Source organism: Streptomyces sp. NRRL WC-3618 (assembly GCF_001280005.1).
Classification (GTDB): domain Bacteria; phylum Actinomycetota; class Actinomycetes; order Streptomycetales; family Streptomycetaceae; genus Streptomyces.
The window spans coordinates 24,602-37,541 of record NZ_LGDW01000056.1 but is presented as its reverse complement, the minus strand read 5'-3'; the positions used below and the strand labels follow the sequence as shown (position 1 = coordinate 37,541).

Below are 12,940 nucleotides of genomic sequence, written 5' to 3'. Positions count from 1 at the left end.
CCCCCACCACCCCACTCCGCAGGCGCACCCTGTCAGTCCCCGTCCGTAGACTGGCCGCGTGAGCGACACCGACCCCTTCGACGACATCATCGACGCCGAGACAGACCGCGACCCCGACCTCGCGGTCATCGAGGCCGGCAGCCGCACCCTGAGGACGCAGGGCGGCGCCGCGCCGGAGACCGACGTCCCCGCGCGCCCGGCCGACCCCGAGGTCGACAAGGCGCTGCGCGCGGTCGAGGCCGACCTCGCCACCCGCTGGGGCGAGACCAAGCTGGAGCCGTCCGTCAGCCGTATCGCCGCGCTGATGGACGTCCTGGGGGAGCCGCAGCGCGCGTACCCCTCGATCCACATCACCGGCACCAACGGCAAGACCTCCACCGCCCGCATGATCGAGGCCCTCCTCGGCGCCTTCGACCTGCGCACCGGGCGCTACACCTCCCCGCACGTCCAGTCGGTCACCGAGCGGATCAGCCTCGACGGGGCGCCGATCGCCGCCGAGCGGTTCGTCGAGACGTACGACGACATCAAGGCGTACGTCGAGATGGTCGACGCCCAGCAGGAGTTCCGGCTCTCCTTCTTCGAGGTCCTCACCGGCATGGCGTACGCCGCCTTCGCCGACGCCCCGGTCGACGTGGCCGTCGTCGAGGTCGGCATGGGCGGCGCCTGGGACGCCACCAACGTCATCGACGCCGATGTGGCCGTCGTGACGCCCATCGACCTCGACCACACCGACCGGCTCGGGGAGACGCCCGGGGAGATCGCCGTCGAGAAGGGCGGGATCATCAAGCAGGACGCGACCGTCATCCTCGCCCAGCAGCCGGTCGACGCGGCCCAGGTGCTGCTGAAGAAGGCCGTCGAGGTGGACGCCACGGTGGCCCGGGAAGGGCTGGAGTTCGGGGTGGTGAGCAGGCAGGTCGCCGTCGGCGGGCAGGTGCTGACGCTGCGCGGGCTCGGCGGGGAGTACGAGGAGATCTTCCTGCCGCTGCACGGCGGCTACCAGGCCCACAACGCGGCCGTCGCCCTCGCCGCCGTCGAGGCGTTCTTCGGCGTCGGCACCCAGCGGCCCGAGCCCCTCGATGTCGACACCGTGCGCAAGGCGTTCGCGGCGGTGACGTCCCCGGGGCGGCTGGAGATCGTACGGCGCTCTCCCACCGTCGTGCTCGACGCCGCGCACAACCCGGCGGGGGCGCGGGCCACGGCCGAGGCGGTGGGCGAGGCGTTCGACTTCAGCCGGCTCATCGGCGTGGTCGGGGCGAGCGGCGACAAGAACGTACGCGGGCTGCTCGAGGCCTTCGAGCCGATTTTCGCCGAGGTCGTGATCACGCAGAACTCCAGCCACCGCGCGATGGACGCCGACGAACTGGCCGCCATCGCCGTCGAGATCTTCGGCGACGACCGGGTCCAGGTCGAGCCGCGCCTCGACGACGCGCTGGAGGCCGCCATCACCCTCGCCGAGGAGGACGGGGAGTTCGCGGGCGGCGGGGTCCTCGTCACCGGCTCCGTCATCACCGTCGGCGAGGCCCGACTGCTCCTGGGAAGGGGCTGACCCGCCGTGCGTACGCTCTGTGCTTCGACCCTGATCGGCGAGGTCTTCCTGATCGGCTTCGCCGGCCTCGTCGCCATGAAGGACCCCGATCTGTCCATGTCGACCGTGTGGACGGTCAGCGGCATCGGCATGCTGCTGTGCGTCCTGCTGTGCGGTGTGATCACCCGGCCCGGCGGGGTGCGGCTCGGCTGGGCCCTGCAGATCGCGCTCATCGCGGCCGGCTTCATCGTCCCGACGATGTTCTTCATGGGCGCGATGTTCGCCGCGCTGTGGTGGGCGTCCGTGCACTACGGACGGAAGATCGACGAGGCGAAGGCGAGATTCGCCGAGCAGGCGGAGGCTGCGGCGCGGTAGGGCGTTGTCAGTGCCGGGTGCTTCACTGGCTTTGGCACCCGGACTGTTGTCCCCGCCAACGCGGGGGTGGTCCCACCTTTCCCTTGTGCTCAGCGTATTGCTGATCGCGGTCCCCGCCCGCGCGGGGTTTCGTCCGGAACGGTCCGGGTGCCGCCCTCTCAGTCCCACCCGGTAGCCTCAGCCCCATCGCAAAACTTTGGCCTGCAAGGAGCCGCACACCATGACCCAGCGCACCCTCGTCCTCCTGAAGCCGGACGCTGTCCGTCGCTCACTGGTCGGCGAGATCATCGGCCGGATCGAGCGCAAGGCCGATTGGCGGATCACGGCGCTGGAACTGAGGGCTCTGGACCGCCCAATTCTGGAGCAGCACTACCAGGAGCACGTGGGTCGCCCGTTCTACGAGCCCCTCGTCGAGTTCATGGCCTCCGGCCCCGTCGTCGCGCTCGTCGTCGAGGGCGAGCGGGTCATCGAGGGCGTCCGTGCGCTCGCCGGACCCACCGACCCCATCGCCGCCGCCCCCGGCTCCATCCGCGGCGACTACGGCGTGATCGTGCGGGAGAACCTCATCCACGCCTCCGACTCCGAGGAGTCCGCCGAGCGCGAGCTGAAGATCTTCTTCCCCGGCCGCGCCTGAGGGATCGTCACCTCATCCGGATGCTGACCTGGGACGGCCGCGAAACCCGGCCGTCCTGCGGCATATGCGCGCCGATCGGGGGAACGCCTACCCCCGAACGCTCGTCTCCAGAAGCGAGACGGCACATCGCATGCTGACAATGGCGAAGACCCTCGCGTGGTGTTCGTACAGGCGCGACTACGATGTAAGCCTGGCAAGCCTGTATGCCACCGCACCCACTTCGCCGCCCCAAACCAGAGCCATCACACGCTTCACTTGGGAAGGCCAGACGAATCTCGATGGGGAACTCAATGTCGTTCATCGGCCGTGACATGGCTGTCGACCTCGGGACCGCCAACACGCTGGTGTACGTCAGGGGTCGCGGGATCGTACTCAACGAGCCGTCCGTCGTCGCGATCAACACCAACACCGGTGGCATTCTCGCGGTCGGATCGGAAGCGAAGAAGATGATCGGTCGGACGCCCGGCAACATCGTTGCCGTGCGCCCGCTCAAGGACGGCGTCATCGCCGACTTCGAGATCACCGAGCGGATGCTCCGCTACTTCATTCTGAAGATCCACAAGCGGCGGTATCTCGCCCGTCCCCGTGTCGTCGTCTGTGTGCCCTCGGGCATCACGGGCGTCGAGCGCCGCGCCGTCATCGAGGCCTCGTCCCAGGCCGGCGCGCGCCAGGTGCACATCATCGAGGAGCCCATGGCGGCGGCCATCGGTTCCGGCCTGCCGGTCCACGAGGCCACGGGCAACATGGTGGTGGACATCGGCGGCGGCACCACGGAGGTCGCGGTCATCTCCCTCGGCGGCATCGTCACCGCCCAGTCCATCCGCGTCGCGGGTGACGAACTGGACAGCTCGATCATCCAGCACATCAAGAAGGAGTACTCGCTCCTGCTGGGTGAGCGGACTGCCGAACAGATCAAGATCACGATCGGTTCGGCGTACGACCTCGACAACGACGAACACACCGAAATCCGCGGCCGGGACCTTGTCTCCGGCCTGCCCAAGACCGTCGTGATCTCCGCGGCCGAAGTACGCAAGGCGATCGAGGAGCCCGTCAACGCGATCGTCGACGCGGTGAAGACCACCCTCGACAAGTGCCCGCCCGAGCTGTCCGGCGACATCATGGACCGCGGAATCGTTCTGACCGGCGGCGGGGCTCTGCTCCGCGGGCTCGACGAACGCCTGCGTCGTGAGACCGGCATGCCCATCCACATCGCCGAGGACCCGCTGGACAGCGTGGCGCTCGGCTCCGGCAAGTGCGTGGAGGAGTTCGAGGCGCTCCAGCAGGTGCTGGACGCGCAGCCGCGCAGATGACGTACCTTTTCGATTCCGCCGTACGAGATGATCTCCTCTCGTACGGCGGATCGTTGGTATAGAGGCATAAGCTCCCCCAAAGAGCCCAAAACCCTTCTGTTCCAACCCTTTCGCCCCGAATCCTTTTGCCCTGAAAAAACTCTATTGAGGAAGGCACGCCGCCGCACGTGAGGGACACACGAGAGAGCCGGCTGCTCCTGGTACTGCTGATCGCCATCGCGTTCGCCCTGATCACGGTGGACATCCGAGGCGGCGAGGACTCACCGGTCGACGGTGCCCGGCAGGCCGCGGCCGCCGTCTTCGGCCCGGTCGAGGACGGCGTGGCCACCGTGGTCGACCCGGTCGGCGACGCCGTGGCCGCCGTACGCGACTCCGGTGACCGGCACGACCGGCTCGCCACGCTGGAGAAGGAGAACGCGGGGCTCAAGGCCCGTCTCGGCAGCGACGACCGCAACCGCAGCCGCCTCGGCCAGCTCGACAGGATGCTGAAGACGGCCGGCAACGGGCAGTACGGCATCAAGGGCGCCGAGGTCATCGCCATAGGAGCGGCCCAGGGCTTCTCCTGGACGGTCACCATCGACGTCGGCGCGAACGACGGCATCAAGCGCGACATGACCGTCCTGAACGGTGACGGACTCGTCGGCCGGGTCACCACCGTCGGCCCCGGCACCTCCACGGTCCTGCTCGCCAACGACCCGGACTTCACCGTCGGTACGCGCATGGAGGGCGGCGACGAACTCGGCTTCGCCTCCGGGCAGGGCGACCGGCCGCTGCGCGTCCAGCTCCTCAACGGCAAGGCCAAGGTCAGCAAGGGCGACCGGCTGGTCACCTTCGGCTCGCAGGCCGACAAGCCGTTCGTGCCCGGCGTACCCGTCGGTTTCGTGTCCCGGGTCGATCCCTCGGGCGGCGACCTGACGCGCACGATCTACGTCACGCCGTTCGTCGGCTTCACCAAGCTCGACCTCGTCGGTGTCGTCGTCGAGGCCCCGCGCACCGACCCGCGCGACACCGTCCTCCCGGCCAAGCCGAGGCCGACGCCCACGCCCACGGTCACCGTGACGGTGACACCGTCCCCGTCGGCGGCCGACGGCCAGTACCAGCAAGAGCAGTAGGAGCTGAACTCCCCATGCGTTTCAACCGGATGCTCCTGTCCACCACCCTGGTGGTCGTCACCATGGTGATCCAGGTGAGCGTCCTCGCCCGCCTCCACCTCCCGGGCGCCGTCCCCGACCTGCTGCTGCTGACCGTCCTCGGCCTCGCCCTGGTGTACGGCCATGTCGGCGGCGCCCTCGTCGGCTTCGGCGCCGGACTCCTCGCCGACCTCGCCCCGCCCGCCGACCACGCGGCCGGCCGCTACGCCCTCGTGCTGTGCGTCGTCGGCTATCTGGCCGGCCTGGTGAAACCCGAGAACGGCCGGCTGCGGTCGGCCACCGGCCCGATGGCCGTCGTGGTCGCCGCCGCCGTCGGCACGACCCTGCTGTACGCCGGTGTCGGCGCCCTCGTCGGCGACACCGCCGCCCGTCATGTCGGCCTCGGCAGCCTGCTGTTCACGGCCGCCCTGTACGACCTGCTGCTCGCGCCCTTCGTGGTCCCCGGCATCATGTTCCTGGCCCGCAGAGCGGAGAACGATCCGCTGGCGGAGGCCAACTCGGCGGCCAAGAAGACCGATATCTCCTCGGGCTGGCTCTCCTCCGGCACCGGCCTGCGCATCGGCAACCAGCGCGGCGGTCTGAAGGCGAAGGCGGCCCGCTCGAAAGCCGCCCGCGCCGGCCGCATCAAGGGGGTCAAGCGCCTGTGACGGCACGGGAATTCACCCGAACGGGTTCAGCGGGACGGAACGTGGGCTCACCGGCCGGCCGTTCATCATTCGTACGCGCACACACGTCGGCGCACTGAGAGGGGGAGGCAGCACCAGTGACCAACATTCCCGAGACCGGCCGGACGCCACGCGTCCAGATCCGTCTCGTCGTCATCCAGATCCTCGTCCTCTCCCTCCTCGGCACCCTCGGGGGCCGGCTGTGGTACCTCCAGATCCGTGAGGGGGACGCCTACGCCAAGGAGGCGTCCGGCAACCATGTACAGCAGGTCGTGCAGCCCGCCGTACGCGGGTCGATCCTCGACGCGCGCGGGGTGCCGATCGCGGACAACGAGACACGCCTCGTCGTCTCCGCCTCCCGGACCGACCTGCTGAAGATGAAGGACGACGGTGGCGCCGTCCTCACCAAGCTCGCCGGGGTCCTGGGCATGAAACCCCAGGACGTCAAGGACAAGGTCCGGCTGTGCGACGCCAAGACGGCACAGCCCTGCTGGAACGGCTCGCCGTACCAGCCGATCCCCATCACCGACGAGGCCACCCCCCGCCAGGCCCTCCAGATCCGCGAGCGCTCCGAGGACTTCCCCGGCATCACCGCCGAGCCCGCGGCCGTGCGCCGCTACGCGGGCCCCGGCGGGTCCAACACCGCCCAGGTTCTCGGCTACCTCTCCCCGGTCACCGACGACGAGATCACCAAGGCGCAGGACACCGCCTCGCCCTACCTCCGCTCCGACCAGGTCGGCCGAAGCGGACTCGAGCGGGAGTACGACAAGCAGCTGCGCGGCAAGGCCGGCGTCACCCGCTACGAGGTCGACAACCTCGGCCGCGTCATCGGCACCGCCGAGGCGGACCCCGCCCAGTCCGGCTCCAACCTCGTCACCAGCATCGACGCCCGCGTCCAGCGGGTCGCCGAGTACGAGCTGAACGAGGCGATGAAGAAAGCACGCGAGGAGCACGACGACAACACCGGCGAGAACTACAAGGCCGACGCGGGCGCGGTCGTCGTCATGGAGGCCAAGACCGGCCGGGTCGTCGCCATGGCGTCCAACCCGACGTACGACCCGAACGCCTGGGTCGGCGGCATCTCCGCCAAGGACTACGCCAAGCTGACCGGCAAGGACTCCAACTATCCGCTGCTCAACCGGGCGATCCAGGGCCAGGCGGCCCCCGGCTCGATCTTCAAGGCCATCTCCACCGCGGCCGCCGTCAACGCGGGTTACCCCTTCGACGGGAACTACGACTGCTCCAGCTCGTACTCCATCGGCGGCCAGGTCTTCAAGAACTACGAGTCCAAGGGGTACGGCCCGATCAGCCTCGGCCGCGCCATCGAGGTCTCCTGCGACACCGTCTTCTACCGGCTCGCCCACCAGGAGTGGGCCAAGGACGGCGGCCTGAGGCCGAAGAAGACCGCGAAGAACTGGTTCTACACCACCGCCCACCAGTTCGGCCTCGGCGCCGTGACCGGCATCGACCTGCCGAACGAGGTCTCCGGCCGCGTCCCCGACCGCAAGTGGAAGCAGGACTACTGGAAGGCCAACAAGGCCTCCTGGTGCAAGTACGGCAAGAAGGGCGGCTCGTACGCCCAGCAGATCGCGTACGAGAACTGCCTCGAAGGCAACCTGATGCGCGCCGGTGACTCCGTCAACTACTCGATCGGACAGGGCGACATCCTCGTCACGCCGATACAGATGGCGACGATCTACTCGGCGATCTCCAACGGCGGCACCCTGTACGACCCGACCGTCGGCAAGGCGATCGTCAGCGCCGACGGCAAGTCCGTCCAGGCGATCGCGCCCAAGTCGCACGGCAAACTGCCGATCACCCCGGCGACCCTGAAGGACATGAACGCCGCCTTCGAGGGAGTCGTCACCCGTGGTTCGGCGGCCTGGCGGTTCGGCGGCTGGCCGCAGGACAAGATCCAGATGCACGCCAAGACGGGCACGGCCGAGGTCTACGGCAAGCAGACCACCTCGTGGTTCGCGACGTACACCAAGGACTACACGATCGTCATGACGATCTCCCAGGGTGGTACGGGCTCCGGAGCCTCCGGCCCGGCCGTCCGCAAGATATACGAGGCGATGTACGGCGTCTCCCCGGACGGCAAGATCGACAACAGGAAGGCGCTGCTGCCCACCCCGCAGCAGAGCCTGCCGAAGATCGAGGCGGACGGCTCGATCGACGCCCCGAAGATCAAGCCGTACGTCCCGCCGGAGGAGGCCACCGAGGAGACGCTCGCCCTCGCGGGCGGACAGCTCCCGCCGGCCACGGTCGCGTCCGAACGGACGGGCACCGGCCGAGCCCACCGCAGGCGGGGGCGCAGTACACGGCGTACACGGAGTACTGGTAGTACGCGAAGGAAGACGACATGACCGGTGCGAACACCTTCTCCGTCTCCGGCTACGGCCCCGAACGCTCGTCCCTGTCCCGGCTGCTGGCCCGCGACTCGCTGGCCCGCAGGCTGGACTGGCCGATACTGCTGTCCGCGCTCGCGCTGTCCTTCATCGGCGCGCTCCTGGTCTACTCGGCGACCCGCAACCGCACCGAGATCAACCAGGGCGACCAGTACTACTTCCTGATCCGGCACCTCATGAACACCGGCATCGGTTTCTGTCTGATGATCGGTACGGTCTGGCTCGGCCACCGCACCCTGCGCACCGCCGTGCCGATCCTTTACGGCCTCTCGGTCCTGCTGATCCTCATGGTGCTGACCCCGCTCGGCGCGACCGTCAACGGCGCCCACGCGTGGATCGTGTTCGGCGGCGGCTTCTCGCTCCAGCCCTCGGAGTTCGTGAAGATCACGATCATCCTGGGCATGGCGATGCTCCTGGCCGCCCGGGTCGACGCGGGCGACAAGGCCTACCCCGACCACCGCACGGTCCTCCAGGCGCTGGGCCTGGCCGCCGTACCGATGATGGTCGTCATGCTGATGCCCGACCTCGGGTCCGTCATGGTCATGGTCATCATCGTGCTCGGTGTGCTGCTCGCCTCCGGCGCCTCCAACCGCTGGATCTTCGGCCTGCTCGGCACGGGCGCCCTCGGCGCGGTCCTGATCTGGCAGCTCGGCGTTCTCGACGAGTACCAGATCAACCGCTTCGCCGCCTTCGCCAACCCCGAGCTCGACCCGTCCGGCGTCGGCTACAACACCAACCAGGCGCGCATCGCGATCGGTTCCGGCGGCCTCACCGGCACCGGCCTGTTCCACGGCTCCCAGACCACGGGCCAGTTCGTCCCCGAGCAGCAGACCGACTTCGTGTTCACGGTCGCGGGGGAGGAGCTCGGCTTCGTCGGCGCGGGCCTGATCATCGTGCTCCTGGGCGTGGTCCTGTGGCGGGCCTGCCGTATCGCCCGCGAGACGACCGAGCTGTACGGCACGATCGTCGCCGCGGGGATCATCGCGTGGTTCGCCTTCCAGGCGTTCGAGAACATCGGGATGACCCTGGGGATCATGCCGGTCGCCGGTCTGCCACTGCCCTTCGTGTCGTACGGAGGATCGTCGATGTTCGCCGTGTGGGTGGCGGTGGGGCTGTTGCAGTCGATCAGGGTGGAGCGGCCGATGTCGGCGTGAGCGCTCCGCCGAAGGGGCGGCTGAGGTGCTGCCTCAGGCCGCCCCGCGCCTCTTCGGATGCCGAACCACGTCGGACTGGGTCTGCCAATGACGCCGGATCGTGACTAGATTCGATTCATGGCGGACACAAAGCGGGAAATCGAGCGAAAGTATGAGTCCGACGACAGCGGGCTGCCCGATCTCACCGGCGTAGCCGGGGTGACGGACATCGTCGACAAGGGCACCGCCGAACTGGACGCGACCTACTACGACACTTCGGACCTGCGGCTGGCCTCGGCGTCGATCACGCTGCGCCGCCGCACCGGCGGCTCCGACGCCGGCTGGCACCTGAAACTCCCGGTCGCCCCAGGGATCCGGGACGAGATCCAGGTACCGCTCTCCGACACCGTCCCCGACGAACTGGCGGGCCTGGCGCGCGCCCGGGTACGCGAGGGACAGCTCGTGCCCGTGGTGCGCCTGCGCTCCACCCGCGATGTGCGCGACCTGGTGGGCGCCGACGGCCGCCGGCTCGCGGAGGTCGGCGTGGACACCGTACGGGCGGAGCGGCTGTTCGGCGGCAAGGGCACCGCCGAGTGGACCGAGATCGAGGTGGAGCTCGCCGACGGCGAGGACCAGCGCGTCCTGGACAAGGTGGACAAACGCCTGCGCAAGGCGGGCGTACGGCCCGCGAAGTCCGCCTCGAAGCTGGCCCGGGCGCTGGCGGAGACCAAGGGCGGGCATCCCCGGCCGCAGGACGAACCCGCCGAGCCCGTCACCGCCGGCGACCACGTCCTCGCCTACGTCCGCGCCCAGCGGGACGCCATCGTCGACCTCGACCCGGCCGTACGCCAGGACGCCGAGGATTCCGTGCACGACATGCGGGTCGCCACCCGCAGGCTGCGCAGCACCTTCAAGTCCTTCCGCAAGGTCCTCGACCGGAAGATCACCGACCCCATCGGCGACGAGCTGAAGTGGCTCGCCGCCGAGTTGGGCGTGGGCCGCGACCACGAGGTGCTGGCCGAACGCCTCGGCACGGTCCTCGATGATCTCGCCCCCACCCTCGTCCACGGCCCGATCCGGGACCGGCTGGGCACTTGGTCCAAGGCCGAGCACAAAGGAGCGCGCCGCCGGCTGCTCGGTGTGCTGGGCTCCCCGCGCTATCTGACGCTCCTCGACACCCTGGACGCCGTGGTCGCCGACCCGCCGGTCCTCGAGGCGGCGGCACGGAAACCGGCAAAGGTGCTGGCCAAGGCCGTACGCAAGGACTTCAAAAAGGTGGCCGCGCTTTTCGAGGAGGCCATGGAGCAGCCGCCCGGAACCGACCGCGACCTCGGGCTGCACGAGGCCCGCAAGAAGGCCAAGCGCACCCGTTACGCGGCCGAGGCGGCGCGTCCAGCTCTCGGCGGCCCGGCCAAAAAACTGACCAAGTCGATGAAGTCCCTCCAGAACGTGCTGGGCGACCACCAGGACAGCGTCATGGTCCGCACCACGCTGGGCGAGCTGTCCGCCGTGGCACACGCGGCGGGGGACAACACCTTCACGTACGGGCTGCTGTACGGCCGTGAGGAGCGGCGGGCCGCGAAGGTGGAGGAGGCGCTGCCCCAGGAGTGGGGGACGATTCAGGGTTCGATGAAGGTTTAGCGCCCGGTTCGGCTCCGGATTTTTCGCGGGCGGGGGAGTCCTCCGGGCGGGTTACGCTTGGTGGTCATCCCCCGTCAGCTCACGAAGGTAACGCCGCGATGTCTGCCGAGTCGGTTTTCCCGCAGCTCGAAGCCCTGCTGCCGCATGTGCAGAAGCCGATCCAGTACGTGGGCGGCGAGCTCAACTCCACGGTCAAGCCCTGGGACAGTTGTGACGTCCGCTGGGCGCTCATGTACCCGGACGCGTACGAGGTCGGGCTGCCCAACCAGGGCGTCATGATCCTCTACGAGGTGCTGAACGAACGTGAGGGCGTCCTCGCCGAGCGTACGTACAGCGTCTGGCCGGACCTCGAGGCGCTGATGCGGGAGCACGGCGTCCCGCAGTTCACGGTGGACGGCCACCGGCCCGTGCGCGCCTTCGACGTGTTCGGCCTGTCCTTCTCCACGGAGCTGGGCTACACGAACATGCTGACGGCCCTGGACCTGGCGGGCATCCCCCTGGAGTCCAAGGACCGTGGCCTGGACGACCCGATCGTGCTGGCCGGCGGCCACGCGGCCTTCAACCCCGAGCCGATCGCGGACTTCGTCGACGCGGTGATCATCGGCGACGGCGAGCAGGCCGTGCTCGACATGACGGAGATCATCCGCGCCTGGAAGGCCGAGGGCCGGCCGGGCGGTCGCGAGGAGGTCCTGTTCCGCCTCGCGAAGACCGGCGGCGTCTACATCCCGGCGTTCTACGACGTGGAGTACCTCGCGGACGGGCGGATCGCCCGCGTCGTACCCAACAAGTCAGGTGTCCCGTGGCGGGTGTCCAAGCACACGGTCATGGACCTCGACGAGTGGCCCTACCCCAAGCAGCCCCTGGTCCCGCTCGCGGAGACCGTCCACGAGCGCATGTCGGTGGAGATCTTCCGCGGCTGCACGCGCGGCTGCCGCTTCTGCCAGGCCGGCATGATCACGCGCCCGGTGCGGGAGCGGTCGATCACGGGCATCGGCGAGATGGTGGACCGCGGCCTCAAGGCGACCGGCTTCGAGGAGGTCGGCCTCCTCTCGCTGTCCTCGGCCGACCACTCGGAGATCGGCGACATCGCGAAGGGGCTCGCGGACCGCTACACGGAGGACAAGATCGGGCTGTCGCTCCCGTCGACCCGCGTGGACGCCTTCAACGTGGACCTCGCCAACGAGCTGACCAGGAACGGCCGCAGGTCCGGTCTGACGTTCGCGCCGGAGGGCGGCAGCGAGCGCATGCGCAAGGTCATCAACAAGATGGTGTCCGAGGAGGACCTCATCCGGACCGTCTCCACTGCGTACGGCAACGGCTGGCGCCAGGTGAAGCTGTACTTCATGGTCGGTCTGCCGACGGAGACCGACGAGGACGTCCTGCAGATCGCCGACATGGCGACGAACGTGATCGCCGAGGGCCGCAGGGTCTCCGGCCAGAACGACATCCGCTGCACGGTCTCGATCGGCGGCTTCGTGCCCAAGCCGCACACCCCGTTCCAGTGGGCCCCGCAGCTCTCCGCCGAGGAGACGGACGCGCGCCTGACGAAGCTCCGGGACAAGATCCGCGGCGACAAGAAGTACGGCCGCTCGATCGGCTTCCGCTACCACGACGGCAAGCCCGGCATCGTCGAGGGCCTGCTGTCGCGCGGCGACCGGCGGATCGGCGCGGTGATCCGCGCGGTGTACGAGGACGGGGGCCGCTTCGACGGATGGCGCGAGTACTTCTCGTACGACCGCTGGATGGCGTGCGCGCAGAAGACGCTGCCCGACTTCGGGGTCGACGTCGAGTGGTACACGACACGCGAACGCACGTACGAGGAGGTCCTGCCGTGGGACCACCTGGACTCGGGCCTCGACAAGGACTGGCTGTGGGAGGACTGGCAGGACTCCCTCGACGAGACAGAGGTCGAGGACTGCCGGTGGACGCCTTGCTTCGACTGTGGGGTGTGTCCGCAGATGGACACGTCCATCCAGATCGGCCCTACGGGTAAGAAGCTGCTGCCGCTGACCGTGAAGCAGCCCGCGGGGAGTGGGCACAGCCACTGAGGGGTGCGGGCAGCCCGTTGCGGGGTGTCGCGAGGGGTGTCCGACCGGTC

General features: G+C 69.1%; 10 protein-coding genes. All 10 read left to right on the top strand.

Annotated elements, in window-relative coordinates:
* The first annotated feature begins 58 nt into the window (after positions 1-58).
* The 10 genes from folC to ADL01_RS08220 all read left to right on the top strand — a co-directional run bounded on the left by folC (position 59) and on the right by ADL01_RS08220 (position 12,890).
* On the top strand, positions 59-1,546 hold the full coding sequence (gene folC / locus ADL01_RS08265) for a bifunctional tetrahydrofolate synthase/dihydrofolate synthase (protein ID WP_053741253.1): 1,488 nt from the start codon (positions 59-61) through the stop codon (positions 1,544-1,546).
* Between the two features lie 6 nt (positions 1,547-1,552).
* Positions 1,553-1,900 carry a DUF4233 domain-containing protein gene (locus ADL01_RS08260; protein WP_053741252.1) on the top strand — a complete coding sequence of 116 codons (348 nt, stop codon included), beginning with the start codon at positions 1,553-1,555 and terminating at the stop codon, positions 1,898-1,900.
* Between the two features lie 220 nt (positions 1,901-2,120).
* Positions 2,121-2,534 carry a nucleoside-diphosphate kinase gene (gene ndk / locus ADL01_RS08255; RefSeq protein WP_053741251.1) on the top strand — a complete coding sequence of 138 codons (414 nt, stop codon included), beginning with the start codon at positions 2,121-2,123 and terminating at the stop codon, positions 2,532-2,534.
* Positions 2,535-2,824: 290 nt separating this feature from the next.
* On the top strand, positions 2,825-3,844 hold the full coding sequence (locus ADL01_RS08250) for a rod shape-determining protein (protein ID WP_053741250.1): 1,020 nt from the start codon (positions 2,825-2,827) through the stop codon (positions 3,842-3,844).
* A gap of 167 nt (positions 3,845-4,011) precedes the next feature.
* A complete protein-coding gene (mreC, locus tag ADL01_RS08245; protein ID WP_053741249.1) occupies positions 4,012-4,956 on the top strand; it encodes a rod shape-determining protein MreC in 945 nt (314 codons plus the stop codon).
* 14 nt (positions 4,957-4,970) lie between these two features.
* Positions 4,971-5,642, top strand: a complete 672-nt coding sequence (mreD, locus tag ADL01_RS08240; RefSeq protein WP_053741248.1) for a rod shape-determining protein MreD — start codon at positions 4,971-4,973, stop codon at positions 5,640-5,642.
* A gap of 116 nt (positions 5,643-5,758) precedes the next feature.
* Positions 5,759-8,026, top strand: a complete 2,268-nt coding sequence (mrdA, locus tag ADL01_RS08235; RefSeq protein ID WP_053741247.1) for a penicillin-binding protein 2 — start codon at positions 5,759-5,761, stop codon at positions 8,024-8,026.
* Positions 8,023-9,222 (top strand): rod shape-determining protein RodA, encoded by a 1,200-nt coding sequence (rodA, locus tag ADL01_RS08230; RefSeq protein WP_053741246.1) that lies wholly within the window; start codon positions 8,023-8,025, stop codon positions 9,220-9,222. Before mrdA ends, rodA begins: the two co-directional genes overlap by 4 nt.
* Before the next feature lie 117 nt (positions 9,223-9,339).
* Positions 9,340-10,842, top strand: coding sequence for a CYTH and CHAD domain-containing protein (locus tag ADL01_RS08225; protein ID WP_053741245.1), 1,503 nt, complete (start codon positions 9,340-9,342; stop codon positions 10,840-10,842).
* A 98-nt stretch (positions 10,843-10,940) separates the two neighbouring features.
* Positions 10,941-12,890, top strand: a complete 1,950-nt coding sequence (locus ADL01_RS08220; RefSeq protein ID WP_053741244.1) for a TIGR03960 family B12-binding radical SAM protein — start codon at positions 10,941-10,943, stop codon at positions 12,888-12,890.
* Positions 12,891-12,940 lie beyond the last annotated feature (50 nt).

Bases quoted from the DNA above. Each gene is read 5' to 3' on its own strand.
- ndk (WP_053741251.1), top strand. From the start codon at position 2,121: ATGACCCAGCGCACCCTCGTCCTCCTGAAGCCGGACGCTGTCCGTCGC.
- ADL01_RS08250 (WP_053741250.1), top strand. From the start codon at position 2,825: ATGTCGTTCATCGGCCGTGACATGGCTGTCGACCTCGGGACCGCCAAC.
- mreD (WP_053741248.1), top strand. From the start codon at position 4,971: ATGCGTTTCAACCGGATGCTCCTGTCCACCACCCTGGTGGTCGTCACC.
- rodA (WP_053741246.1), top strand. From the start codon at position 8,023: ATGACCGGTGCGAACACCTTCTCCGTCTCCGGCTACGGCCCCGAACGC.
- ADL01_RS08225 (WP_053741245.1), top strand. From the start codon at position 9,340: ATGGCGGACACAAAGCGGGAAATCGAGCGAAAGTATGAGTCCGACGAC.
- ADL01_RS08220 (WP_053741244.1), top strand. From the start codon at position 10,941: ATGTCTGCCGAGTCGGTTTTCCCGCAGCTCGAAGCCCTGCTGCCGCAT.